Annotated in this window: 22 protein-coding genes; 16 read left to right on the forward strand and 6 right to left on the reverse strand. The window is 72.1% G+C overall.

Annotated features, from left to right (window positions below; translation table 11 throughout):
- Positions 1–5: 5 nt before the first annotated feature.
- The 7 genes from narI (at position 6) to JOE55_RS08680 (ending at position 6,919) form a co-directional block, all read left to right on the forward strand.
- Positions 6–806 carry a respiratory nitrate reductase subunit gamma gene (narI, locus tag JOE55_RS08650; RefSeq protein ID WP_204782648.1) on the forward strand — a complete coding sequence of 267 codons (801 nt, stop codon included), beginning with the start codon at positions 6–8 and terminating at the stop codon, positions 804–806.
- A gap of 74 nt (positions 807–880) precedes the next feature.
- Entirely contained in the window at positions 881–2,116 is a 1,236-nt protein-coding gene (locus JOE55_RS08655) for an MFS transporter (RefSeq protein WP_204782649.1), read from the forward strand.
- A 187-nt stretch (positions 2,117–2,303) separates the two neighbouring features.
- Positions 2,304–2,801 (forward strand): cyclic pyranopterin monophosphate synthase MoaC, encoded by a 498-nt coding sequence (moaC, locus tag JOE55_RS08660; protein WP_006213675.1) that lies wholly within the window; start codon positions 2,304–2,306, stop codon positions 2,799–2,801.
- Complete coding sequence (locus tag JOE55_RS13140; RefSeq protein ID WP_239546560.1) at positions 2,798–3,997, forward strand: molybdenum cofactor biosynthesis protein MoaE; 1,200 nt, start codon at positions 2,798–2,800, stop codon at positions 3,995–3,997. Before moaC ends, JOE55_RS13140 begins: the two co-directional genes overlap by 4 nt.
- Positions 3,982–5,304, forward strand: a complete 1,323-nt coding sequence (locus tag JOE55_RS08670; RefSeq protein ID WP_204782650.1) for a ThiF family adenylyltransferase — start codon at positions 3,982–3,984, stop codon at positions 5,302–5,304. The genes JOE55_RS13140 and JOE55_RS08670 overlap by 16 nt, the downstream gene beginning before the upstream one ends.
- 2 nt (positions 5,305–5,306) lie before the next feature.
- Positions 5,307–5,474 carry a hypothetical protein gene (locus tag JOE55_RS08675; protein WP_006213672.1) on the forward strand — a complete coding sequence of 56 codons (168 nt, stop codon included), beginning with the start codon at positions 5,307–5,309 and terminating at the stop codon, positions 5,472–5,474.
- An 83-nt stretch (positions 5,475–5,557) separates the two neighbouring features.
- Positions 5,558–6,919 (forward strand): glycosyltransferase 87 family protein, encoded by a 1,362-nt coding sequence (locus JOE55_RS08680; protein WP_204782651.1) that lies wholly within the window; start codon positions 5,558–5,560, stop codon positions 6,917–6,919.
- Between the two features lie 257 nt (positions 6,920–7,176).
- On the opposite strand, the gene JOE55_RS08685 is transcribed toward JOE55_RS08680, so the two are convergent.
- The 4 genes from JOE55_RS08685 to JOE55_RS08700 form a co-directional block, all read right to left on the reverse strand.
- A complete protein-coding gene (locus JOE55_RS08685) occupies positions 7,177–7,446 on the reverse strand; it encodes an HPr family phosphocarrier protein (protein ID WP_006213670.1) in 270 nt (89 codons plus the stop codon).
- A 60-nt stretch (positions 7,447–7,506) separates the two neighbouring features.
- Positions 7,507–9,681: a PTS fructose transporter subunit IIABC gene (locus tag JOE55_RS08690; RefSeq protein ID WP_204782652.1), complete on the reverse strand. Its 2,175-nt coding sequence runs from the start codon at positions 9,679–9,681 to the stop codon at positions 7,507–7,509.
- A gap of 123 nt (positions 9,682–9,804) precedes the next feature.
- On the reverse strand, positions 9,805–10,770 hold the full coding sequence (locus tag JOE55_RS08695; RefSeq protein WP_204782653.1) for a 1-phosphofructokinase family hexose kinase: 966 nt from the start codon (positions 10,768–10,770) through the stop codon (positions 9,805–9,807).
- Entirely contained in the window at positions 10,767–11,618 is an 852-nt protein-coding gene (locus JOE55_RS08700; RefSeq protein ID WP_006213667.1) for a DeoR/GlpR family DNA-binding transcription regulator, read from the reverse strand. The genes JOE55_RS08695 and JOE55_RS08700 overlap by 4 nt, the downstream gene beginning before the upstream one ends.
- A 137-nt stretch (positions 11,619–11,755) precedes the next feature.
- Here JOE55_RS08700 and ptsP point away from each other — a divergent pair, with 137 nt between their 5' ends.
- From ptsP to JOE55_RS08715, 3 genes are all read left to right on the forward strand, one after another.
- Positions 11,756–13,474 carry a phosphoenolpyruvate--protein phosphotransferase gene (ptsP, locus tag JOE55_RS08705; RefSeq protein WP_204782654.1) on the forward strand — a complete coding sequence of 573 codons (1,719 nt, stop codon included), beginning with the start codon at positions 11,756–11,758 and terminating at the stop codon, positions 13,472–13,474.
- A gap of 10 nt (positions 13,475–13,484) precedes the next feature.
- Entirely contained in the window at positions 13,485–14,234 is a 750-nt protein-coding gene (locus tag JOE55_RS08710; RefSeq protein WP_024289255.1) for a glutamine amidotransferase, read from the forward strand.
- A 157-nt stretch (positions 14,235–14,391) separates the two neighbouring features.
- Positions 14,392–15,705: a CPBP family intramembrane glutamic endopeptidase gene (locus JOE55_RS08715; protein WP_204782655.1), complete on the forward strand. Its 1,314-nt coding sequence runs from the start codon at positions 14,392–14,394 to the stop codon at positions 15,703–15,705.
- Positions 15,706–15,808: 103 nt separating this feature from the next.
- On the opposite strand, the gene JOE55_RS08720 is transcribed toward JOE55_RS08715, so the two are convergent.
- Positions 15,809–16,219, reverse strand: coding sequence for a hypothetical protein (locus JOE55_RS08720; RefSeq protein ID WP_040560389.1), 411 nt, complete (start codon positions 16,217–16,219; stop codon positions 15,809–15,811).
- Between the two features lie 159 nt (positions 16,220–16,378).
- On the opposite strand from JOE55_RS08720, the gene JOE55_RS08725 reads away from it, so the two are divergent.
- The 3 genes from JOE55_RS08725 (at position 16,379) to JOE55_RS08735 (ending at position 19,155) form a co-directional block, all read left to right on the forward strand.
- The gene (locus tag JOE55_RS08725) at positions 16,379–17,740 is read left to right on the forward strand and encodes a M18 family aminopeptidase (protein ID WP_204782656.1); all 1,362 of its coding nucleotides are present in this window, start codon (positions 16,379–16,381) and stop codon (positions 17,738–17,740) included.
- 173 nt (positions 17,741–17,913) lie between these two features.
- The gene (locus JOE55_RS08730; protein WP_204782657.1) at positions 17,914–18,354 is read left to right on the forward strand and encodes a hypothetical protein; all 441 of its coding nucleotides are present in this window, start codon (positions 17,914–17,916) and stop codon (positions 18,352–18,354) included.
- Positions 18,355–18,444: 90 nt separating this feature from the next.
- Positions 18,445–19,155, forward strand: coding sequence for a class F sortase (locus JOE55_RS08735; protein ID WP_204782658.1), 711 nt, complete (start codon positions 18,445–18,447; stop codon positions 19,153–19,155).
- 216 nt (positions 19,156–19,371) lie between these two features.
- Here JOE55_RS08735 and JOE55_RS08740 read toward each other — a convergent pair whose 3' ends face one another.
- A complete protein-coding gene (locus JOE55_RS08740) occupies positions 19,372–20,829 on the reverse strand; it encodes a glyceraldehyde-3-phosphate dehydrogenase (RefSeq protein WP_006213656.1) in 1,458 nt (485 codons plus the stop codon).
- 195 nt (positions 20,830–21,024) lie between these two features.
- On the opposite strand from JOE55_RS08740, the gene JOE55_RS08745 reads away from it, so the two are divergent.
- The 3 genes from JOE55_RS08745 (at position 21,025) to JOE55_RS08755 (ending at position 23,520) form a co-directional block, all read left to right on the forward strand.
- Positions 21,025–22,035, forward strand: coding sequence for a carbohydrate kinase family protein (locus JOE55_RS08745; RefSeq protein WP_204782659.1), 1,011 nt, complete (start codon positions 21,025–21,027; stop codon positions 22,033–22,035).
- Positions 22,036–22,117: 82 nt separating this feature from the next.
- Positions 22,118–22,618, forward strand: a complete 501-nt coding sequence (locus JOE55_RS08750; protein ID WP_204782660.1) for a YbhB/YbcL family Raf kinase inhibitor-like protein — start codon at positions 22,118–22,120, stop codon at positions 22,616–22,618.
- Positions 22,615–23,520 carry an HAD family hydrolase gene (locus JOE55_RS08755; protein WP_204782661.1) on the forward strand — a complete coding sequence of 302 codons (906 nt, stop codon included), beginning with the start codon at positions 22,615–22,617 and terminating at the stop codon, positions 23,518–23,520. The genes JOE55_RS08750 and JOE55_RS08755 overlap by 4 nt, the downstream gene beginning before the upstream one ends.
- Positions 23,521–23,545: the final 25 nt, after the last annotated feature.

The raw sequence follows: 23,545 nt of genomic DNA on the forward strand, positions 1-23,545 counted from the left end.
ACCGCATGAACACCACCGACATCCTGCTGTGGGGTGTACTGCCCTACGTGGTGCTGCTGATCTTCATCGGCGGCACGATCTGGCGCTACAAGTACGACCAGTTCGGCTGGACCACCCGCTCGTCGTCCCTGTACGAGGGGAAGCTGCTGCGGATCGCCTCGCCGCTGTTCCACTTCGGGATCCTGGCGGTGCTGATCGGGCACATCGTGGGCCTGGTCATCCCCAAGTCCTGGACGGACTTCGCCGGGGTGTCCGAGCACATGTACCACATCATGGCGCTGACGATCGGCATGTTCGCGGGCTTCGGCACGCTGGTGGGCCTGGCCCTGCTGATCTACCGCCGCCGCACCACAGGCCCGGTGTTCATGGCCACCACGAACAACGACAAGATGATGTACGTCCTGCTGGTGCTGGCCCTGCTGGCGGGCATCGCGACCACGCTGATCTCGGTCTTCGACCACACCGTCGTGAACTACCGCGAGACCGTCTCCCCGTGGTTCCGCTCGATATGGATCCTGCAGCCGGACGTGGGCGCCATGGCCGCGTCGTCGCCCTCGTTCAAGGTGCACGTGCTGTTCGCGTTCGCGCTGTTCATCGCCTGGCCGTTCACCCGCCTGATCCACGCGTTCACGGCGCCGGTGCACTACCTCTTCCGGCCGTACATCGTCTACCGCTCCCGGGACCGGGGCCGCACCACCGGCCACGCCCCCGTGCGCCGCGGCTGGGACCCGATCGGGACGCAGGACCGCGCGCCGTCGTCGGCCTCCCGGCCCAAGCGCCAGCCGGCGTCCTCCGGGCGCCGCTGACGCGCCCCTCTCACGGCCCCACTGCACACCCTCGCGCCGCCTCGAGCGCGGCGCCGACCACCAGGAGATCACCCATGTCCGCTGAGGGCACCCGACCGTCCGTCGACGCCGAGCTGAAGGCCGGCCAGACCCGGAACCTGATCATCGCGACCCTGGCCTCCGTGATGGGCTTCTGGGCCTGGACCATCATCGGCCCGCTGTCCTCGCGCTACTCGCAGGCCATGGACCTCACCGCGGGGCAGACCTCGATCCTCGTGGCCATGCCGATCCTGGTCGGCTCCGTGGCCCGCGTCCCGGTGGGCGCGCTGACCGACCGCTACGGCGGGCGCGTCATGTTCACCGCGATCCTGGGCGTGACCGCTCCGCTCGTGCTGCTCACCGCGATCGTGGGGCAGCTGAACAGCTTCGGGCTGCTCGTCTTCGTCTCGTTCTTCCTGGGCATCGCCGGCACGGTCTTCGCGATCGGCATCCCGTTCTGCTCGGCCTGGTACGAGGCCCACCGCAAGGGCTTCGCGACCGGCGTGTTCGGCGCGGGCATGGTCGGCACCGCGGTCTCCGCCTTCGTCACCCCGCGCATCGTCGCAGGCCTGGGCTACATGGGCGCCCACGTGCTGGTCGCGGTGCTGGTGGCCGCCATGGCCGCGATCAGCTGGATCGCGCTGCGCGAGTCGCCCACGCGACGCGGACTGGAGCCCACGCCCATGATGCCCAAGCTCAAGGCCGCCTTCGCGCTGAAGGAGACCTGGATGCTGTGCTTCATGTACGCGATCGTCTTCGGCGCGTTCGTCGCCTTCTCGAACTACCTGCCGACCTATCTGGGCAACGTCTACGACTACGACCCCACGGCCGCGGGCACCCGCACCGCCGGATTCGCCCTGGCCGCGGTGATCGCCCGGCCGATCGGCGGCACCCTGGCCGATCGGATCGGTCCCAAGACCGTGTCGATCGCCTCCTACGTCGGCGCGGCCGCGCTCGCCGCGATCGTCGCCTTCCAGCCCTCCCACGAGTTCGTCTACGGCCCGCTGTTCCTGGCCATGGCCGTCTTCCTGGGACTGGGCACCGGCGGCGTGTTCGCCTGGGTGTCGCGGGCCTCGGACTCCCGCACGGTGGGCACCGTCTCCGGCGTGATCGCCGCGGCAGGCGGCCTGGGCGGCTACTTCCCGCCGCTGGTCATGGGAGCCACCTACAACCCGGAGCACAACTCCTACTTCTTCGGGCTGATGCTGCTGGCCGCGTTCTGCATCCTCGGCCTGCTCGTGGCGCTCGTGCTGCGCAACGGCGGCAAGGTGGACCAGCGCCAGACGGCCTGAGCCCGCACAGCGCCTCGCGCTCGGCCCGTCTCTGCCCGCCGCAGGGGCGGGCCGTCCGTCGGGCCCACAGGCTGTCCCGTCGTGCGGTCCCCGTACGGTGGACGGCACGACGACTCCGCCGGGCGCGCCCTGCGTCTCGCGGCGTCCGGCCGGCAGCACCCAGCTCGCAGCACCTCAGGAGGAGCCCATGTCCGAGACCCCGAGCAGCGGTCTGAGCCACGTCCGGGCGGACGGCTCGGCCCACATGGTCGACGTCTCCGCCAAGGCCGAGACCTCCCGGGAGGCCACCGCGGAGGCGGTGCTGAGCACTCGACCGGATGTGATCGAGAGGATCTTCGCGGCCGAGCTGCCCAAGGGCGATGCCCTGCCGACGGCGCGGATCGCCGGGATCATGGCTTCCAAGCGCACCCCGGACCTCATCCCGCTGTGCCACCCGCTGCCGCTCGCCAAGGCCTCGGTGGACTTCGAACGCCGGACGGAGTCCGTGCGCCTGCTGGCCACCGTGCGCACCCGCGGGGCCACCGGCGTCGAGATGGAGGCGCTGACGGCGGTCTCCGTGGCGGCGCTGACGCTCTACGACATGATCAAGGCCGTGGACAAGCACGCCGAGATCGGCGGGATCAGGGTCCTGGCCAAGTCGGGCGGGAAGTCCGGCGACTGGACCAGAGAGGACGCGCAGCCATGAGCACCGAGCCGATGAGCACCGAGCCGATGAGCACCGAATCGGAGGGCGCCCGCGCCTGGGGCGAGCGGGATCCGCAGCTGCCCCCGCGGCGCGCTGTGCTGGTCGTGGCCTCGACCCGCGCCGCTGCGGGCACCTACCAGGACACCGCTGGGCCTGCAGGAGTGACGGCGCTGCGACGGGCCGGGATCGAGTGCCCGGAGCCCGTGGTGGTGGCGGACGGCGAGCCTCTGCGCCGGGAGCTGCACCGGCTGCTGCGCGAGCTGCCGCAGGCCGAGCGTCCGGACCTGGTCGTGACCTCCGGCGGCACCGGGATGATGGCCGATGACCGCACGCCGGAGATCACCGCCGAGCTGCTCGACCTGCAGCTTCCCGGGCTCGTCCACGCGCTGTGGGCCGAGGGCCTGCAGCACGTGCGCACCGCCGTGCTCTCGCGCGGACTGGCCGGGATCAGCGGGCGCACGCTCGTGGTCAATCTGCCGGGCTCCCGCGGCGGGGTGAAGGACGGCATGGCCGTGATCATCCCGCTGCTCGAGCACATCCTGCACCAGCTCGAGGGCGACCGGGACGCGGGGCACACGAGCCCCGAGGCCCCCCGCACGGAAGCGGCACCCTCAGCGGCCTCCGCTGACGGCGCGCCTGCCGCACCCGTCGAGGAGGCCGTCGCCCCGGTGCCGCCAGCCGAGCACGGCGCCTCCGCCGCCGACAAGCCCCCGGCTCCGCCCGCCGACGGATACCAGCCCTCCGGCCAGCAGGGCGATCACCCGGCCGACCTGGCCCCGTCCACGGTCGTGGACACCTGGATCACGGATCAGCCGCTGGATCCGGTGGGCCTGCGGGCCATGGCCTCTGCCTCCGCGGCGGGCGCCGTCGTCGGGTTCAGCGGCATCGTGCGCGATCACGACGGCGGCCGCGGCGTCGCCTCCCTGGACTACACCGCGCATCCGCAGGCCGCCGAAGCGCTGCGCGCCGCCTGCCAGGAGATCGCCGACGCCCACCCGGGCCTGCGGATGGCGGCGGCCCACCGGATCGGGCATCTGAGGGTGGGGGACTCGGCCATGGAGGTCGCCGTGGGGGCCTCTCACCGCAAGATCGCCTTCCAGGCCTGCGACGAGCTCGTGGACTGCATCAAGGCCCGCGTGCCCATCTGGAAGGAGCAGCACCTGGACGATGGAGGCAGGCAGTGGGTGAACCTTTGAGCGCCGCCGGCCTGCCGCCGCTGGTCGAGCCCGGCCCTCAGCTGAGTCCGGAGCAGCTGCGCCGCTACGCGCGCAACCTGCGCGTCCCGCAGATCGGCGAGCTCGGCCAGCGCCGCCTGCGCGCGGCCACGGTGCTGTGCGTAGGCGCCGGGGCGCTCGGCTCCCCGGCGCTGCTCTACCTCGCCGCCGCGGGGGTCGGGACCCTGGCGATCGTCGACGACGACGACGTGGAGCTGTCCAACCTCCAGCGCCAGGTCATCCACGGCTCCGAGGCGGTGGGGCGGGCCAAGACGGCATCTGCCGCCGCGCGGATCCGGGAGCTGAATCCGGACGTGCAGGTCGTCGAGCACCGGCGGCGCCTGGACGCCGGAAGCGCCCTGGAGCTCGTGTCCGGGTGCGATCTGGTGCTCGACGGCTCGGACAACTTCGCCACCCGCTACCTCGTCTCCGATGCCTGCGAGATCACCGGGATCCCCCATGTGTGGGCCTCGATCCTGCGGTTCGACGGCCAGGCCTCGGTGTTCTGGGCGCAGCACGGGCCCACCTACCGCGATCTGCACCCCGTGCCGCCGCAGCCCGGCTCGGTGCCCAGCTGCGCCGAGGCCGGAGTGCTCGGAGCGCTGCCGGGGATGCTCGGCTCCACCCTGGCCATGGAGGCCATGAAGCTGATCATGGGCACCGGCGTCACGCTGCTGGGGAGGCTGTCGATCTGCGACGCCCTCGACGGCAGCTGGACCCAGATCCCCCTGCGGCGAGCCGCCGGAGCCGCGGCCGTCACGCACATGTCGCCCTTCGCGGACCCGGCCCGCGACGGCTATCCGGGGGCCGAGGACTCCGAGCGGCTCCTCGCCGGAGCCACCGGGACCAGCGGGGGCGGCGCCAGCTGCGTCGCGAGCGAGCCGGGGCCTCCGTCGTCGGACCCGATGGCCTCGGATCCGGAGCTGGTGACCCCCGAGCAGCTGTCCGACCTGCTGGCCGAACGGGCGGCGGGGCGCGCGTCGTTCGAGCTGATCGACGTGCGCGAGCCCTGGGAGCACCGGCTCGAGCGGATCGACGGCGCGCAGCTCATCCCGCTGGGAGAGCTCCTCGGGCAACCCGATGCGCCGGAGATCGCCGACGGCGCGGCTGGCCAGCTGGACGGCCCGGATGACGTCATCCTCCTCTGCCAGGCCGGAGTGCGCTCAGCCCAGGCCCTCAACCGATTGCGCGAGGCGGATATCGTGGCCGGACGGACGCGGCGCGTCCGGCACCTGGCCGGAGGCATGTCGTCATGGAGCGGGGCGGGCCTGCCCACGACAGGAGACTGAGCATGGAATCGACCCCTGAAGACGACGATCACCCGTCGAGCGCCGAGCACGGCCTCACCGCCTCCCAGGACGCCCACGGACTGGTGCGCCCGGACCGGTGGGGGACGGTGCTCGGGGCTGCGGGGTCGCTGGCCCTGGCCGTGGTGCTGCGCGGCCTGCGTCGGCGCTGAGACTGCCGTCGAAGTCCTTGGTGCCTGAGGGCTACCCTGGTCCGGTCCCGCCCGGGGCCGCACCCACCGTCCAGGAGGTCCGGTTGTCTTCCTCTGCCCGCTCCAGCTCCGCCGCCGCGCAGGCCGCAGATCGCGCAGCGCCCGCGCCTCGCTCGGGCGACGGCCCCGCGTGGGGCAGGGCCCTCGCCTGGATCGCCCTGGTCGCCGTGCTGGCCTGGGCCGTCAAGCTCGTGATCGAGGGGTCTCTGGACCTCATGGTCTACAACATGGGTGCGCAGTGGGTCGCCCACCCCGCGACCCGGGCGCAGCCGCTGTACGACCTCGAGTTCCCCGTCCCGTGGGGCGGCCCGGACACGCTGCCGTTCACCTACCCGCCGTTCGCCGCCCTGCTGTTCGGGCTGCTGGCCTGGATCCCGTTCGACCTCACGCGCTTCCTGCTGCTGGCTCTGGACATCATCGGTGCCGTCGTGCTGGGCCGCGGCCTGCTGGCCGTCGCCGAGCGGCGCGGCCGTCCGCTGCCGTGGACGCGGGCGCTGGGCTCGTCGGCGTCGCTGGCCCTGATCACCGCGCTGATCCTGTTCTGCGGCCCCTGGATCCGCACGATCTCGCTGGGGCAGGTCAACATCCTGCTCTTCGCGCTGATCTTCCTGGATCTGGTGCGCCGCACCGACGGCACCGGCTCGCGGCTCGAGAACGCCGTGGCCTTCATCCCGCGCGGCGTGCTGATCGGCATCGCCGCCGGCATCAAGCTGACCCCGCTGGCCTTCGGCCTCATCTTCCTCATGGGGAAGAACTTCAAGGCGATCCTGGCCATGGGCGTCACGTTCGCCGCGACCGTCGGGCTGGGCTTCCTGGTCCTGTACCAGGACTCGATCCAGTTCTGGACCGACGCCGTCTCGTCGTCCGACCGCGTGGGCTCGATCAAGTACATCGACAACACCGCCCTGACCGGCGTGCTGATCAAGACCGGCGTCCAGGCCGATGCGGTGGACCCGATCCGCTACGTGCTGGTGCTGATCATGCTGATCGCGGTGGCCGTGGCGCTGCCACTGCTGCTGCGCCGCGGGATGACGCTGTCGGCGATCTCCATGAACGCGCTGGTCATGCTGTTCATGTCGCCGATCTCCTGGTCGCACCACCAGGTCTACTACCCGGTGATCGCAGTAGCGCTGTTCACCGAGGCCTTCCCGCACGTTCTGCGCGGGGGCTTCCGGCTGCCAGCGCAGATCATGGCGTGGATCTGGCTCGTGGGCGCCTACATCGGGCCCATGCGCGGGCTGTGGATCGTGGACCTGTTCGGCGTGCACCTGCATGCCGCGGAGACGATCTGGGTCATCCCCTACCTGGTGCTCTTCGTCCTGCTGCTGACCTGGTCCGCGGCCGTCGTCGTCGCTGCCCGACGCGATCGCCGCGCGGGGTCCGGCACCCCGGCCCCCGCTGCCTGACCCGTCGCCCCGACGCACCGACGCCCGCCGCCTGCCTCGACGCCTCCGCCTCGAGAGGCCGACTCCGGCCCTCCCCGCCGTCGACGGGCCGATCCCTCACCGTTTCGCGGCTGAACCGGTGAGGGATCGGCCCGTCGACTGAGATGGGGTGGGGAATCGGCCAGCCGCGGGGAGGGCGGAGACACGACGGGACCCCCGCGGCCAGGCGGCTGCGGGGGTCCCGTGCTGTGCGCTCCCGGCCTCCGGGAGGAGGCGGATCAGCTGGCGTCGAGATCCTGCTCGATGAGCCCGGCGATCTTCTCGACGGCCTCGGCGTTGTCCGAGGAGACCTCGACCTCGGTGCCCTTCTCGGCACCCAGGGCCATGATCAGCAACGACGACGACGCGTCCGCCGGCTCCTCGTCCGGGTCGTTGACGAGACCGATCAGGATCTCGTCGTCGTACTCCCCGGCGGCCTCGGAGATGATGGCTGCGGGACGGGCGTGCAGTCCGACGGCCGAGCCGACGATGACCTTCTTGCTGGGCATGCTTCCTCCTGACGGGTGCTTCATCGCACCGCTGCTAGTGGCGTCTTCAGCCTATGCGGTTCAGGCCGCGGCTGTCTGCGCCGTGGGCGCATCTGCGGACTCGGCGTCGCGCTGGGCGCGGGCCATCAGCGCGCGCTGGCGCTGGCTCTTCAGCACCGTGACGATCACCGCGGAGACCACCACACCGGCGACCAGCGCGATCAGGAAGCCTACCGGGTTGCCGATCGTGCCGATGACGAAGATGCCGCCGTGCGGGGCGTTCTGCGTGACGTTCAGCGCCGCGATGAGTCCGCCGGTCACGGCACCGCCCGCCATCATCGACGGAATGACGCGCAGCGGGTCGGCCGCGGCGAACGGGATGGCGCCCTCGGAGATGAAGGCCGCGCCGAGCAGCCACGCGGAGCGGCCGTTCTCGCGCTCGGCCTCGCTGTAGAGCTTGCCGCGCACCGTGGTGGACAGGGCCAGCGCCAGCGGCGGCACCATGCCGGAGGCCATGACAGCGGCCATGATCATCTGGTTCGCCTCGCCGCCGGCGGACAGGCCCGCGGTGCCGAAGAGGTAGGCGGCCTTGTTGACCGGCCCGCCGAGGTCGAAGCACATCATCAGGCCGATGATCACGCCGAGCAGCACCGCGGAGGAGCCGGACATCGACGACAGCCCGTTCTGCAGGGCCGTCATGAGCGCGGCCAGCGGGGCGCCGAGCAGCAGGTACATCAGCAGGCCCACGATCAGCGTGGTGACCAGCGGGATGATGACCACGGGCATGAGCCCGGCCAGCCAGCGCGGCACCTTGATCGAGGCGATCCACATGGCGATCAGACCGGCGATCAGGCCGGTGACCAGGCCGCCGATGAAGCCGGCGTTCAGGGCCACGGCGATCGCGCCGCCCACGAAGCCCGGGGCGATGCCGGGGCGACCGGCCAGGGCGTAGGCGATGTAGCCCGACAGCGCCGGGACCAGGAACGTCATGGCCAGACCGCCGACGACGCTGAGCACGGCCGCCAGATAGAGCAGCAGACCGTCGCCGCGGATGGCGGCGTCCGAGTAGTCGGCTGCGCTAGGCAGATTGGCGAGACTGCTGTTCGCGACGATGTCGGCGGACACGTTGGCGATGCCGGCGTCGCCCATGAGGAAGCTGATCGCGACCAGCAGACCGCCCGCGGAGACGAACGGGATCATGTAGGACACGCCGGTCATCAGCGCCTGCTGGATGCGCCTCGGCCAGCTCGTGCCGCCCTGGCCCGCGCCAGCGGACTCGCCGCCCGAGCCGCCGCCGCCGGCGATCCGGTGCCCATTGGGGTCATCGGCCGCGGCCAGCGCCTTGGTGATCAGGCCCTCGGGATCCGAGACGCCCACGTTCACGCCGGCCTCCACGCCCGGCTTGCCGGCGAAGCGCTCGCGGTCGCGCACGCCCACGCCCACGGCGAAGACGACGGCATCCGCCGCATCGATCTGCTCCTGCGTCAGCGGCGTGCCGCCGGAGGAGCCCTGGGTCTCCACGACGAGCTCGTGGCCCATCTCCGCGGCCTTCTGCTCGAGCGCCTCGGCCGCCATGTAGGTGTGCGCGATGCCCGTGGGGCACGACGTCACGGCCACGAGGTGGCGCTTGGCGGGGGCCGCTCGGGCCCCGTCGTCGGCCGCTGCCGCGCCCGCCGCACCTGCTCCGGCTGCGGCGCCCGCTGCGGCGCCCCCGTACTGGGCATCGGAGGACCCGGTGGCGGTGCTGCCGCTCGGTGCCGGAGCGGCCTCGAGCTGATCCGTGGCCGGCTTGGGCTTGGGGGCCAGGACCTCCTCGACGATCGCCACGACCTCCTCGGCTGACTGGGCCTCCCGCAGGGAGGCTAGGAAGGTCTTGCGGGCCATGGCCCGAGCCAGCTTGGACAGCAGCTTCAGGTGCGCCTGGCCCTCGCCGTCGGCGGCGGCGATCAGGAAGATCAGATCGGCCGGGCCGTCCTTGGCGCCGAAGTCCACGGGCTTGGGCAGGCGGGCGAAGGCCAGCGACGTGGTCTGCACGTGCGCCGAGCGGCAGTGCGGGATGCCGATGCCGCCGGGCTGGCCGGTCGCGGATTGCTGCTCGCGAGCCAGGGCGTCGCCGGCCAGGCCCTTGGCGGAGTCCGCCCGGCCCGTGGCGGCGACGATCCCGGCCAGCTTGGTGATGACCTTGGTCTTCTCGGAGCCGAGATCCTGGTCGAGCGAGACCAGGTCAGCTGTGATCAGCGGTGCGTTCTCTGACATGTCCTGTCCTTCGATGCGGCGGCCGGCGGCCGCTCGGTGGTGCTCGCCTCCGGGGGAGTCCCGGTGGCGACCGCGGGGAGCCTGCATCCGCTGCGGATGCAGGGGGAGATCTGGTGGGGCCGCTCAGTCGAGCGGCAGCTCGGACACCGTGGTGCCGTCGAGGTCGATCTGCTCGGGGGAGGGGACGCCGGTGCCGGGCAGCGCGGTGGCGCCGGAGCCGTAGGCCACCGCGCGGCGCAGCCGCTCGGCCGGGGCCAGGCCCTCCGTGTGGGCGATCAGCAGCCCGGACAGCGACGAGTCGCCGGCGCCCACGGTGGAGACCGGTGTGATGGGCGGGGGAGTCGCGGACCAGGCGCCCTCGGCGGTGACCAGCACGGCCCCGGCACCGCCGAGGGTGGCCAGCACCTCCCGGACCCCGCGCTCCACGAGCCGCCGGGCCGCACGCGCGGCGGGCAGGAAGTCGCCGTCGTCGGCGGCGGCCTCGATGGCCAGGCCGTCATCGCCCACGAGCTGGCCGAGCTCGAGCCCGTTCGGCTTGAGGATGTCCGGAGCTGCGGTCTCGAGGCGCTCGGACAGCGCCACGAGCGGGGCGTCCGAGGTGTCCACGGCGATCTGCACACCGCTGCCGCGCAGCTGCGTGATCAGCTGTGCGTACCAGTCCTCCGACGGGCCCGGGGGCAGCGAGCCGCACAGGGCCACCCAGTCGCCGGGCGAGACGGCGTCGCGGACCGCGGCCAGGCAGGCCAGCTGGGCATCGTCATCCAGCAGCGCCCCGGGCTCGTTGATCTTGGTGGTGGTGCCGTCGGGCTCGGTCAGGGTGATGTTGGTGCGCACGCGTCCGGGCAGGTCCACCGCACGGTGGGCCACGTCCGCCTGGGCGAGGGCCGACAGCAGCGGGTCGCCGCTGGATGCGGGCAGTACGGCCAGGGTGGGTGCGCCCGCCAGGGCCAGGGCGCGGGAGACGTTGATGCCCTTGCCGCCGGGGCCGTCGTCCACGGACGCGATGCGGTTGACGCCGCCGCGCTCCAGCGGGGCGGTCAGGGCGGCGGTGCGGTCGATGCTGGGGCTGGCGGTGAAGGTGACGATCATGCGATCACGACCTCGATCTCTGCTCGGTTCAGGGCTTCGGCAAGGGAGCTGGGCGGGACGGCGTCCGTGATGAGGACGTCGATCGCGCTGAGGTCGGCGAACGTGCACAGGTGCTCGGCGCCGAACTTGGTGGAGTCGACCAGCGCGATCACGCGCTGGGAGCGGGCGGCGATCAGGCGCTTGGCGGCGGCCTCCTCGGCGTCCGGGGTGGTCAGTCCGAGCACGGCGGACAGGCCGTTGGAGCCCAGGAAGGCGACGTCCGCGGAGATCGAGCTCAGCAGGGCATTGGTCTGGGCTCCCACGACCGTCTCCGTGACCGGGCGGAGTCGTCCGCCCAGCAGGAGGACCTCGACATCGCGGGCGTGGGAGAGCTCCACGCCGGCGCTGGGGGAGTTCGTCACGACCGTGACGGGCTCGAGGGCCCCCTCCCGCGCTGCGGCGGACATGGCGGCGGCGAGGCAGCCGGTGGTGCTGCCGCCGTCGAGCAGTACCGAGCCGTGCGCCGGCGGAAGATGGCCCATGGCGGCCCGGGCGATCGCGGCCTTGGCCCCGATCCGGGTGGCTCTGCGGTCATCGACGGCGGCCTCGCGGCCGTTGCGCCCCAGCGGCGGGATGGCACCGCCGTGCACGCGCTGGATGCGGCCCTGCCGCTCCAGGACGTCGAGGTCGCGGCGGATGGTCTCCGGGGCGACCGAGAACTGGACTGCCAGCTCCGCCACGGAGACGCGCCCCTGGACGGCGGCCTGCTGCGAGATGGCCTGCCGCCGCTCGGGCGCGAAGAGGCCCTGCCCGGTGTCCGGATCCGAGCCCGCCGCGTCCCCCGAGAGAGGCTGCTCTGTGATGTTCATTACGCCCATTTGTACATGATCATGCCCGGATGCGTTGATTGTCAATCTGTGTCCCGCTTCACTAGAATACCTGCAAGCAACGCTCGCCCGCGCATGTCCGCGCGGTTTCAGCGACTCGATGATGAGGAGCGCTCTTCATGTCCGAAGATGCCCGTTTGAACACTGCCGCCGCTGCTGCCCCGCAGGCCGACCTGACGGGCATCGGCGTCGTAGCCGGCGTCGCGGCTCGTCCCGCCATGTGGGTCCGGCCCCGCCCGGCCCTGCCGACCGACGGGCCGGAGATCCCGGAGTCGGATCGCGAGTCGCAGAAGGAGCGCTTCGACATCGCCGCCGCCACCGTCGCCGGACGCCTGGACGCCCGCGCGCAGCGTGCGGAGGGCCACGCGGCCGAGGTCCTCGGCGCCACCGCCGCGCTCGTCACGGACAAGGGCTGGCGCCGCGCCGTCGGCAAGCAGATCGACTCCGGCGCCTCCGCCGAGCTCGCCGCGGCGCGGGCCACGGACACCTTCGTGGCCAAGTTCGAGAAGATCGGCGGCCTCATGGCCGAGCGCACGACGGATCTGAAGGACATCCGCGACCGCGTCATCGCCGAGCTGCGCGGGGAGCCGGAGCCCGGCGTCCCGGATCCGGCCGAGCCGATCATCCTGCTGGCCGACGACCTCGCCCCCGCGGACACCGCGGGGCTCAAGCCCGAGCTCGTGCAGGGCATCGTCACCGAGCTCGGCGGCAAGACCAGCCACACCGCCATCATCGCCCGCCAGTTCGGCATCCCCTGCGTGGTGGGTGCAGGCTCCGCGCTGCGTCAGATCGAGGACGGCCAGCTGATCCTGGTCGACGGCGAGTCCGGTGTGATCGAGCTCGAGCCGGAGGCCGATTCCGCCGCCTCCCGGGCCGCCGAGTCCGCCGAGACGCTGGCGCGCATCCGCACCTGGACCGGCCCCGCCGTCTCCGCCGACGGCACCCGCATCCAGCTGCTGGCCAACGTCCAGGACGGAGCGGGCGCCCGCACCGCCGTGGCCACCGGCCTGCCGGAGGGTGTGGGCCTCTTCCGCACCGAGCTGTCCTTCCTCAACGCCACGGCCGAGCCCTCCGTGGCCGAGCAGACCGCCCTCTACCGCGAGGTTTTCGACGCCTTCGACGGCTTCAAGGTGGTCGTGCGCACCCTCGACGCCGGCTCGGACAAGCCCCTGGCCTTCGCGACCATGCCGGATGAGCCCAACCCGTCGCTGGGCGTGCGCGGCGTGCGCATCGCCTTCGAGGACGACGGCGTGCTGACCCGTCAGCTCGACGCCATCGCCGCTGCGGCCGAGGGATCCGGGGCGGAGCCCTGGGTCATGGCCCCCATGATCGCCACGGTCGATGAGGCCAAGTGGTTCGGCGATCTGTGCCGCGAGCGCGACCTCAAGCCCGGCGTCATGATCGAGGTCCCGTCGGCCGCTCTGCTGGCCGATCAGCTGATCGAGCACGTCGACTTCTTCTCGATCGGCACGAACGACCTCACCCAGTACGCCATGGCCGCCGACCGCATGGCCTCGGGTCTGGCCCAGCTCACGGATCCCTGGCAGCCCGCCGTGCTCAAGCTCGTGCAGATGGCCGCGCAGGCGGGCCAGCGCGCCGGCAAGCCCGTGGGAGTGTGCGGAGAGGCCGCAGCCGACCCGCTGCTGGCCTGCGTGCTGATCGGCCTGGGCATCACCTCGCTGTCCGCGGCCGCCCCGGCTCTGGCAGCCGTCGGCGTGAAGCTCGGCGAGGCCACGGACGAGCAGATGAAGCGCGCCGCGGAGGCCGCCGTGCAGGCCCCGTCGCCGGAGGCCGCCTGCGAGGCCGCCTCGGCCGCGCTGTCCGACGCTCGGGCCTGAGGCGGCGCAGGTGAAGCCGTTCCTGCTGATCTCCACCCGGCCGGAGGACTCGATCGCCGAGGAGGAGCTCGATACCTTCCTGCGCTTCACGGGGCTGGAGCCGGATCAGCTGCGCCAGCTGCGCCTGGAGAAGGGTCCGGAGGTCGCCCGCGAGCTGCAGGATCTGGACCTGGACGAGATCTCCGGGATCTTCGTGGGCGGCTCGCCGTTCACCACCTCCACGCCGCAGGAGGAGAAGACCGAGGTGCAGGTCCGTGTGGAGAAGGACCTCGGCGAGCTGCTCGACCGCGTCATGGACCGCGGCACCCCCTTCTTCGGGGCCTGCTACGGCGTGGGCACGCTCGGCGTGCATCAGGGCGGGGTCGTGGACGGCACCTACGCCGAGGGCGTGGGTCCCATCCGGATCACCGTGACCGACGAAGGCTCCCGGGACGTCCTGCTCGAGGGGATGCCGGAGACCTTCTGGGGGTACGTGGGGCACCAGGAGGCCGTGCGCGCTCTGCCGTCCAATGCCGTGCTGCTGGCCACGGGGGAGGAGTGCCCGGTGCAGATGTTCCGCATCGGCGAGCGGGCCTGGGCCACGCAGTTCCATCCGGAGCTCGACGACACCGCGCTGCTGAGCCGGATCGATGCCTACAAGCACCATGGGTACTTCCGTCCGGAGGACGCCGAGGAGGTGCGCCGTCGCGTGATCGACGGCCCCCAGGCCGATCAGCCGCGGCGCCTGCTGGCTCGCTTCGCGGAGGTCTTCGCCCGCTGAGGGCCAGAGCCTGCGGGGACGGCTTGGCTCCGGTCGGATCCGGTGCGGCGGGCGAGCGATCGGGGGCCGTCGTCGTCCGTGAGAGGGACCGCGGCGCTGTCCGGAACCACCCTCGGGAGGGAGGGCGTCGTCGTCCCGCGCGGATACGGTGGAGACCATGAGCACCGCCGCCTCCGCCCAGTCGTCGCCCACGGCTTCCCCTTCTGAGCCCGTGCCCTGGGGCGGTGCCGCAGCGCCGGGGCCCGTCGGCGGTCCTCCCGCGCGCGGGACCGGGGCTCCCTCCGGGACGCGACGTCTTCCGCTGGGCGCGGAGGTCCGCGACCTGCCCTATCACCGGCTCGGCCTCGCCGACCACCGGCATCGCCCGTGGGCCCCGCTGATCGAGGGCGCGCTGAGCGGCGGGATATATCTCGGGGCGAGCATCTTCTTCACCGTTGCGCTCCTGCTGGGCATGCTCGTCTTCCGCCCCGAGCTCACGGACACGTTCATGACGGGCGATCCCAACCAGATGAACATGGCGGATCCGTGGCTGCTCGTGCTGCTGTTCGGATCGGTCGCGATCTGGCTGCCCATCGCGCTGTTCGCCCGCTGGGTCATGCGGCCTCGGCCGACGGGACTGATCTGGTCGGTGACCGGATGGATCCGCTGGAAGTACCTCTTCATCACCCTGGGCGTGGCCGCCGCGATCTACCTGGTGATCCAGGTGGGGCTCAGCCTGCTGCTGAGCGCGCTGGCCCCGCAGGAGCAGGGCCTCGAGTTCGAGCCGCAGCCGTGGTGGTGGCTGAGCCTGATCCTGATGCTGCTGATCGTGCCCATCCAGTGCACCGCTGAAGAGGTCGTGTTCCGCGGCTACCTGGCGCAGATGCTGGGACGCTGGCTGCGTCACCCCCTGTTCGCGATCCTGCTGCCCGTCCCGCTGTTCATGCTCGGGCACCTCTACGACATCTGGGGTCAGCTCTCCGTCGGCATGATGGCGCTCGTGGCCGGCTGGGTCGTCTGGCGCACCGGCGGGCTCGAGGCCGCCATCGCTCTGCACGTCGTCAACAACATCTTCGCCTCCTTGACGGTGCTGTTCGTGCCGTTCGACCCGGAGGCGCAGGCAGAGTCCGTGGGCTGGTTCGGCTTCCTCGTCACGGCGGTCATGCAGGTGTCCTTCGGCCTCCTGGCGATCTGGATCGCCAAGCGAAGCGGCCTGGCCGTGACCCGACGCAGCGCCGTGTGGCCGGCCCGCGCCCGCCGCGACTGGGAGCGCTTCACGGGGCTCGACGCCGCCGGGGTGCGCGAGCTGCCCGCAGCTGCGGAGATCGCGGACATGCTCGGCGCCTGGCGTGCCGGTGGTCAGGCCGGTCCGGGCGCGACCTCCTGGCAGGCGGGCCCGGCCGTTCCCGTCGGACGGCCCGGAGCGCCCGTCCCCGGGCAGCCGGAGCAGCCCGCCCCCATGGGGCCCCCGGCGGCTCCGCCGCGCCCCTAGGGCCAGCGGCCCTCACCGTGATCGGTGCCGCGGCGCTGCCTGGTCGAGTGGCGCGGTGCGGCAGAGCAGGGCTCCGGCGGGAGGCCCCGTCAGGCGCGGGGCTTCAGGCTGCGACGCTCGAGGCGGCGCTCCAGGTCCCCCAGGCCACGACGGGGCCCAGCGCCGCCACGATCATGGCCATGCGGCCCGCGCCGCGTCCGCGTCGGCGCAGGAAGGCGGTCGCGCCCATGGCCATGGCGGCCAGGCCCATGAGACCGCAGACCGCCTGTGCGGCCAGCAGCACGGAGGCCTTGATCTGGGAGTCGCGCGGCATGCCTGCCCAGGTGCCGTCGCCGAACTGCTGCGCCTCGATCAGCACCACGCCCACGAAGGCCGCGCAGATCGTCGAGAGCACGATGGCGGTCAGGGCCAGGGCCAGGGCGGTCATGCCCATGGTGGGGCCCCGCCCCGTGCCGTCAGAGAGGATCTGGGGGGAGGCGGGCTTCGGAGGGGCGTCCGACGCCGCGTGTGTCATACAGAGAACATACAGGTTCTGAGGTTCGGAATGCCCTACATCTCGAAGTTCTAAGGAGCAGAGCCCGACGGCACGGCATGGACTCGAGTCGATGGATGTGCCCCGGGGTCCCGCTATCGCACGCAGCTGCTTCCGTGGGCCGTCCCTACACTGGAGCACATGGTCGACACGCCCGCTCAGCCCAGTCCCCAGATCCCCGCCGATCCCGACTGGCCGCAGTCGCCGGCCGCGCGGAACGCCCAGGATCTCGCGGAGCTCGTCATGGCCTCGCCGAGCTCCTTTCACGCTGCCGCAGAGGGCGCGCGACGGCTCGAAGCCGCCGGCTTCCATCAGCTCGACGAGCGCGACGCCTGGTCCGGCGACGACGTCCGGCAGCCGTCGTACGTGGTGCGCGACGGCGCCCTGATCGCCTGGGTGACCCCGGAGGCCTTGGGGGAGCGGGCGGGATTCCGGGTCGTCGGGGCCCACACGGACTCGCCGTCGTTCAAGCTCAAGCCGCGCCCCAGCACGGGGCATTCAGGCTGGTGGCAGGCCGGGGTGGAGATCTACGGCGGCCCGCTCGTGAACTCGTGGCTGGATCGAGAGCTTCGCCTGGCCGGGCGGATCACCGTGCGCACCGAGCAGGGGGCGGAGTCCCGCCTGGTGGCGACGGCGCCCGTGGCGCGGATCCCGCAGCTGGCGATTCACCTGGACCGCGGGGCCAACAAGGCGCTGAGCCTGGATCCGCAGCAGCACACCCAGCCGATCTGGGGCTGCGGCGACGAACCCGGGGATGTCCTGGCGCTGCTGGCCGAGGCGGCATCCCGGGGCGGCCTGCGGGTGCGCGCCGAGGACCTGCTGGGCTGGGACATCGTGCTGGCCGATACGCAGCAGCCGCGCCTTTTCGGCGCGCACCAGGAGCTGCTGGCCTCGGGGCGGCTCGACAACCTCACCTCCGTGCACGCGGGTCTCGAGGCGCTGACCGGCCGGCTCGATGACCTGCGCGGCGGTCGGCACATCGCGATGCTTGCGGCCTTCGACCACGAGGAGGTCGGCTCGCGCACCCGCTCCGGGGCCGCCGGGCCGTTCCTCGAGGATGTGCTGGTGCGCGTGGGGGCGGCGCTGGGCTGGGACGAGGACCGTCGACGGGCGGCGATCGCCTCGTCCTCGTGTCTGTCCTCCGATGCCGGGCACCTGGTGCACCCCAACTACCCCGGCCACCACGACCCCGCCGTGCGGCCGATGCCGGGAGGCGGTCCGCTGCTGAAGATCAACGCGGATCAGCACTACACGACCGACGCCGATGGCGCTGCCCAGTGGCGGCTGGCCTGCCGCAGCGCCGATGTGCCGGTCCAGGAGTTCGTCTCCCACAACGCCGTGCCGTGCGGCTCCACCATCGGTCCCATCACAGCGGGACGACTGGGCATGCGCACCCTGGACGTGGGCGTCGGGCTGCTGTCCATGCACTCGGCGCGGGAGATGGTCCATCTCGAGGATCTGCACGGGCTGGGCCAGGCCATGCAGGAGTGGCTGCTGGGCTGAGGGATCGTCTGGTGCTTCTTTGGAGACGGGCGCGGGAATTTTCCCCGGAAAACCGTTCTGACCTGCAGTTTCAGGTCTACGACGTGGCCAACGGCACAAGGTGCTGTGCCTGGCCTCATGGGGGAAAGTGAGCGGGTGCACCGGGTGGCGCCCCCACGACCATGAGGAGACCCATGTCCCAGCATCCGTCTGCCGTCCTCGGCCGCAGCACTCGTCCGCGTCGCACGGCGGCTCTGGCCGTCGTCGCAGCCGTCACCACCTCCACGGTGGCCTTCGGACCCGGGGCTCGTCACCTGCGCTCGCTGGACGCTGGCATCGTCGCGGTGCCGGACGAGCCGACCCCGGAGCCGACCCCGGAGCCCACGGCGACGCCCTCTGCCGTGCCCGAGACCCCGGCAGCCCCGAGCGAGCAGCCTTCCGAGCAGCCGGTGGTCCCGGCTTCGGGCGGCGGCGACCACGGCGGCCCCGATCAGGTGGAGGTCCACTCGGGCGAGGGCGCCGGTCTGGTCGGCACGAGCGGCTGGACGCCCCTCGCCCTGGGCGACGGCGTGCTCCTGCTTCTGGCCGCAGCCGTCTTCGCCGTGCCGCGCCTGCGGCGCTCGCGCGGCGGGTGAGCCCTCGGAGCCCCTGGTCGGCGGCAGCCCTGAGGGAGCTGCCGTCGGTCGGGGGCTTCGTCGTCCCTGGATCCTGAGATGCTGGGCCCCATGAGCGTTGATCGCCGCAGGCCTGTGGCCGCCGTCCTGGCGCTGCTCGGTGCGCTGCTGGTGGTGGCTGCGGTGATCGGCACGGCGGTGCACTACGCCGCTCAGCCCGACGCCGCCGTCGGCACCCCGCCGGGATCCAGTGCGTGGGATCGCATGCAGGCGGGGGCGCAGCGCGAAGGCTCCGATCTCCTCGACCGCGCAGCCGGGCGCGAGCCCGAGGCCCGCGTGGTCGAGGCGCCCATGCCCGAGCGGCCCTACGGCCCCGAGGCCGCAGACACGTACGACGGCTCCGTGGACACCTCCGCGGCAGCCGCCTCCCTGGCCGGTCAGCCCGATCGCCTCGAGGCCCCGACCCGGAGCCTCAGCGTGGGCTGCTCGCCGTCGCGGGCGGTGGACGGAGCGCTCGTGCTGCCCGAGGCGCCGGGCACCGTCTGGTACGACCAGTCCGCGCAGATCGGTGCGCCCGGAGCGTCGCTGATCGCCGGACTCGAGACGGGCGCCCCGGTCCTGGTCACCGACGACGAGGGCGAGGTCCACGAGTACGTCGTCGAATCGCTGCAGGTCTACGAGCAGCAGGCGCTTCCCGAGGACGTGCTGCAGAGCACCGGTCCGGATGAGCTGGTGCTCGTGACCTGCTCCGGCGCCTCCATCAGCACCGGCGGCGCCTGGAGCTACGAGTACAACCTGGTCGTCACCGCTCGCACCGTCTGAGCTCTCGATTCCGCACGTCGGCCTTCACCTGCGTCGAACGGCGCCGCGGTGTGAGCATTCGGCTCCCACGCAGACGAGTGGCGCTGTGGTGTGAGCATTCGACTCCGGCACAGACGAGTGGCCCCGTGGTGTGCGCTGAGAGCCTCAGACACACACCACGGGGCTACTCGACGGGGAAGGCGACACCCGGAGGCCGCTCGACGCGGCCCCTAAGCCTCAGTTCGCCGGGATGGCGCTGGCGCCGGTCCAGTCCGAGGGGAAGGTGGGCTGCTGGATGTTCGCCATCTTGGCGGCCACGCGCACCACCTGCGAGGAGTAGCCGAACTCGTTGTCGTACCAGACGTAGACCACCACGGTCTTGCCGTTCACGACGGTGGCCAGGCCGTCCACCACGGAGGCGTAGCGGGAGCCCACGAGGTCGGAGGACACCGTCTCCGGGGAGTCGGTGTAGTCGATCTGGCGGCTCAGCGGGGAGTCCAGGGAGATGCCGCGCAGGAAGGCGTTGAGCTCGGCGGCATCGGCCGGGGCACGATCGAGCTGCAGGGTCAGCACGGCCATGGAGACGTCGGGAACGGGGACGCGGATGGCGTTGCCGGTGAGGCGGCCCTCCATCTTGGGCAGCGCCTTGGCGACGGCCTTGGCGGCGCCGGTCTCGGTGAGCACCATGTTCAGACCAGCGGCACGGCCGCGGCGGGGGCCGTTGTGGTAGTTGTCCGTGAGGTTCTGGTCGTTGGTGAAGGCATGGACGGTCTCCACATGTCCCTGGGAGATGCCGTACTCGTCGTCGATCACCTTGACCACCGGGGTGATGGCGTTGGTGGTGCAGGAGGCGGCGGAGACGATCCGGTCCTCTGCGGAGATGTCCGAGTCGTTGACGCCGCAGACGATGTTCTTCATCCCGCCCTTGCCCGGCGCGGTCAGCAGGACCTTGGCGATGCCCTGGGACTGCAGGTGCCGGGAGAGGCCGTCGACATCGCGCCAGACGCCGGTGTTGTCGATCAGGATGGCGTCGTGGATCCCGTAGGCGGTGTAGTCGACCTCGGAGGGGCTGTCGGCGTAGATCACCTGGATGTCCACGCCGTTGGCGGTGATCACGTTGCGCTGCTCATCCACCACGATCGAGCCGTTGAACTTGCCGTGGATCGAGTCGCGGCGCAGCAGGGACGCGCGCTTGACCAGGTCGTTGCCGGGCTTCTTGCGGACCACGACGGCGCGCAGCACCATGCCGGTGCCGTCGTTGCGCTCCACCAGGATGCGGGTCAGCAGGCGGCCGATGCGCCCGAAGCCGTAGAGCACGACGTCCTGCGTCTTGGCGATGTTCTGGCCCTTGCGCTGGACGACGGCGGCCAGCTGCTCGCGGACGTACTGCTGCACGTCCTCGCGCTGGGACTCCTGCAGCCCGGCGGCCAGACGGCCCAGGTCGATGCGGCTGGCGCCCAGATCGAGGGAGTCGATGATGCCGATGAGCTGTTCGGTGACCTCCGTGGGCAGCTCCTCGCCGACGATGCGCCGAGCGAAGCGGTGCGCCTTGAGGATGTCCAGGACGGACTTGTGGACCAGCGACCGGCCGTGGATGCTCAGGACGACCTTGTTCTCGCGGTAGAGACGGCCGATCACGGGCACCATGGCCTCGGCGCGGGCCTCGCGCTCGTTCCAGGGCTCGACGGAGTTCACAGATGACCTGCTTCCTGGCTCCGACGACGCTGTCGGGGCCTTGGCTGCGTGCGTCGTCGCACGACTCGCACCGCTGGCCCGCGGTGGGCCGGTGCTCCGGAGTGTGTGTGGCGCAGGCACGGAGGCCTGGATCCGGGCTAGATCCTAGCCGGTGCACCACGCAGCCGCGGCGTGGCCCACTGCTACTGTGGCGCCATGCTGACAGTCATCGGTGAGGCACTCGTGGACGTCGTCTCACGCCCGGGCGGAGAGGCCGTGAGGCACCCTGGCGGAAGCCCCTTCAACGTCGCGGTGGGCCTGGCCCGACTGGGGCACCCAGTGACCTTCCTGGGCACCTGGGGCGAGGACGACGACGGCCGCCTCCTGGAGCAGAGCCTCTCGGCAGAGGGGATCGAGCTGCCGCTGCCGCGCCAGGCTCAGCCGACCTCCACCGCGGAGGCCATCCTGGCCGAGAACGGCTCGGCCGAGTACGAGTTCGCGCTGACCTGGGATCCGCCGCTGTCGGACGAGGACCTGGAGCGCATCGCCGAGACCTCGGAGGCTGTGCACACCGGCTCCATCGCAGCCGCGCTCGAGCCGGGCGCGGACACGGTGCGTCGGCTCATCGAGGCGGCGCGGGGCCGAGCCCTGATCAGCCTGGACCCCAACTGCCGCCCGTCGATCACCCCGGACGTGGAGCGCGTCCGCGCCCGCGTGGAGGAGCTGGCCGAGCGCTCGGATCTCATCAAAGCCTCGGACGAGGACCTGCTGTGGCTCTACCCCGGCTCGACCCTCCAGGAGTCGGCCCGCGCGTGGCTGCGCAAGGGCGCCGGCATGGTGGTCGTGACCCGCGGGGAGATGGGACCCTGGGCGGTGACCGAGGCCACCGGCCCCGTGGGCATCGAGGTCCCCGCCCGCCGCACGGATGTCGTGGACACCGTCGGCGCCGGCGACACCTTCATGGCCGCGCTGATCTCGCAGGCCGCCGATCGCGGGATCACCGGTCCCGGAGCCGCCCAGCGCCTGGCGGCGCTCGGCGAGGACGAGGTCCGGGAGATCCTGACCCGGGCGGCGGATGCTGCGGCCATCACCGTCTCGCGCGCCGGTGCGGATCTCCCGCGCCGCAGCGAGCTCGAGGCCCTGGCGGGCGTCGCCGCGGAGCCGGCCGCTCCAGCCGAGCCGGACGGAGCCGAGCGTGCCGGGCTCGACCGGACGCTGGATGACTGAGCTCCCCGGGCGCCGCCGCGCACAGGTCCGGCGGCACCGGGACACCATCGCAAGGACGACACGACGGATCTAGGAGGATCCCATGCTCGATCGCGAACCCTATGCAGGACTTCCCGAGCTGCCCGTCTTCGAGCTGAGCTCGCAGGACATCGCCGACGGCCAGCCGCTGCCCCAGGCACAGGTCGCGGGGCAGGACGTCTCGCCGCAGCTGAGCTGGTCCGGCGCCCCGGAGGGCACCCGCTCCTACGTGGTGACGGCCTTCGACCCGGATGCCCCCACGCCCTCGGGCTACTGGCACTGGGCGCTGTCCAACATCCCCGCGGACGTGACCTCCCTGGAGACCGGTGCGGCCGCCAGCCCGCCGGAGGGCTCCACGCGCCACCGCGCCGACGGCGGCTCCGAGGCCTTCGAGGGCGCGGCTCCACCTCCCGGCCACGGCCCTCACCGCTACATCTTCTGCGTCACCGCGGTGGACACCGATCACCTGGACGTGGAGGGCGCCTCGCCCGCCGTGCTGAACTTCAACCTGTTCTTCCACGGCATCGGCCGGGCCTTCCTGACCGGGACCCACGAGGAGAAGTGAGTCGGACCGACCTCCTGGGCCCGGATCCGCAGCGGATGGCCCGGGAGGTCCGTCTCGTGGCCAGCGACCTCGACGGCACGCTGATCGGCCACGACTTCCGCTTCCGGCCTCGGACCCAGCAGGCCCTGAGACAGCTCGAGGCGGCCGGAATCCCGATCATCTTCGTCACGGGGCGCCCGTGGCGCTGGCTGGACCCTCTGCGCGATCTCCATGAGCTGGGGGAGTCGATCGCCCCGGGTGCGGACGGGGAGGACCAGGCACCCATCGGGGCCGTCATCTGCTCCAACGGGGCGCTCGTCTACGACTTCGCCCAGGAGGCCGTGGTCTCCAGCAGGACCCTCAGCGCCCAGACGGCGCTCGAGGTCCATGCGCGCCTGCGCCGACTCTTCCCGCAGGCCGTGTTCAGCGCCGAGACGCTGCGCGGCGTGGCGGCCGAGCCGGACTGGCTGGTCGGTGACCGCACTCGGATCAGGGGAGCTCGGATCGGCCCGCTGCCCCAGGTGCTCGAGCCCGATGACCGCGTCGTGAAGCTCCTCGCCCGCCTGCCCGGAGCCGATCCGCAGCAGTTCGTGGCCGCGGTCAGCGAGGAGGTCTCCGATCTGGTCTCGGTCACGCACTCCGTGGCGCAGGCCCCCCTGGCAGAGATCGCGCGCACCGGGCTCTCCAAAGCGGAGGCGCTGGCCGAGCACTGCCGCCAGAGGGGCATCGAGGCCCATGAGGTCCTGGCCTTCGGTGACATGCCGAACGATCTGCGGATGCTGCAGTGGGCGGGGTACGGCTATGCCCTGAGCTCCGGGGACCCGGCGGTCGTGGCGGCCGTCGAGCGCACCGCGCCCGGTTTCGACGACGACGGCGTCGCCCAGGTCATCGAGCAGCTGCTGGCGGTGCGCGCCGACCTGTGAACCACGTCGCGGGAATCACGTGGCA

This window comes from Kocuria palustris (assembly GCF_016907795.1).
GTDB classification, from domain to species: domain Bacteria; phylum Actinomycetota; class Actinomycetes; order Actinomycetales; family Micrococcaceae; genus Kocuria; species Kocuria palustris.

Excerpts from the sequence above, each read along its gene's own strand:
- narI (WP_204782648.1), top strand. The coding sequence starts at position 6 with ATGAACACCACCGACATCCTGCTGTGGGGTGTACTGCCCTACGTGGTG.
- JOE55_RS08655 (WP_204782649.1), top strand. The coding sequence starts at position 881 with ATGTCCGCTGAGGGCACCCGACCGTCCGTCGACGCCGAGCTGAAGGCC.
- moaC (WP_006213675.1), top strand. The coding sequence starts at position 2,304 with ATGTCCGAGACCCCGAGCAGCGGTCTGAGCCACGTCCGGGCGGACGGC.
- JOE55_RS13140 (WP_239546560.1), top strand. The coding sequence starts at position 2,798 with ATGAGCACCGAGCCGATGAGCACCGAGCCGATGAGCACCGAATCGGAG.
- JOE55_RS08675 (WP_006213672.1), top strand. The coding sequence starts at position 5,307 with ATGGAATCGACCCCTGAAGACGACGATCACCCGTCGAGCGCCGAGCAC.
- JOE55_RS08685 (WP_006213670.1), bottom strand. The coding sequence starts at position 7,446 with ATGCCCAGCAAGAAGGTCATCGTCGGCTCGGCCGTCGGACTGCACGCC.
- JOE55_RS08690 (WP_204782652.1), bottom strand. The coding sequence starts at position 9,681 with ATGTCAGAGAACGCACCGCTGATCACAGCTGACCTGGTCTCGCTCGAC.
- JOE55_RS08695 (WP_204782653.1), bottom strand. The coding sequence starts at position 10,770 with ATGATCGTCACCTTCACCGCCAGCCCCAGCATCGACCGCACCGCCGCC.
- JOE55_RS08700 (WP_006213667.1), bottom strand. The coding sequence starts at position 11,618 with ATGAACATCACAGAGCAGCCTCTCTCGGGGGACGCGGCGGGCTCGGAT.
- ptsP (WP_204782654.1), top strand. The coding sequence starts at position 11,756 with ATGTCCGAAGATGCCCGTTTGAACACTGCCGCCGCTGCTGCCCCGCAG.
- JOE55_RS08715 (WP_204782655.1), top strand. The coding sequence starts at position 14,392 with ATGAGCACCGCCGCCTCCGCCCAGTCGTCGCCCACGGCTTCCCCTTCT.
- JOE55_RS08720 (WP_040560389.1), bottom strand. The coding sequence starts at position 16,219 with ATGACACACGCGGCGTCGGACGCCCCTCCGAAGCCCGCCTCCCCCCAG.
- JOE55_RS08725 (WP_204782656.1), top strand. The coding sequence starts at position 16,379 with ATGGTCGACACGCCCGCTCAGCCCAGTCCCCAGATCCCCGCCGATCCC.
- JOE55_RS08730 (WP_204782657.1), top strand. The coding sequence starts at position 17,914 with ATGTCCCAGCATCCGTCTGCCGTCCTCGGCCGCAGCACTCGTCCGCGT.
- JOE55_RS08735 (WP_204782658.1), top strand. The coding sequence starts at position 18,445 with ATGAGCGTTGATCGCCGCAGGCCTGTGGCCGCCGTCCTGGCGCTGCTC.
- JOE55_RS08745 (WP_204782659.1), top strand. The coding sequence starts at position 21,025 with ATGCTGACAGTCATCGGTGAGGCACTCGTGGACGTCGTCTCACGCCCG.
- JOE55_RS08750 (WP_204782660.1), top strand. The coding sequence starts at position 22,118 with ATGCTCGATCGCGAACCCTATGCAGGACTTCCCGAGCTGCCCGTCTTC.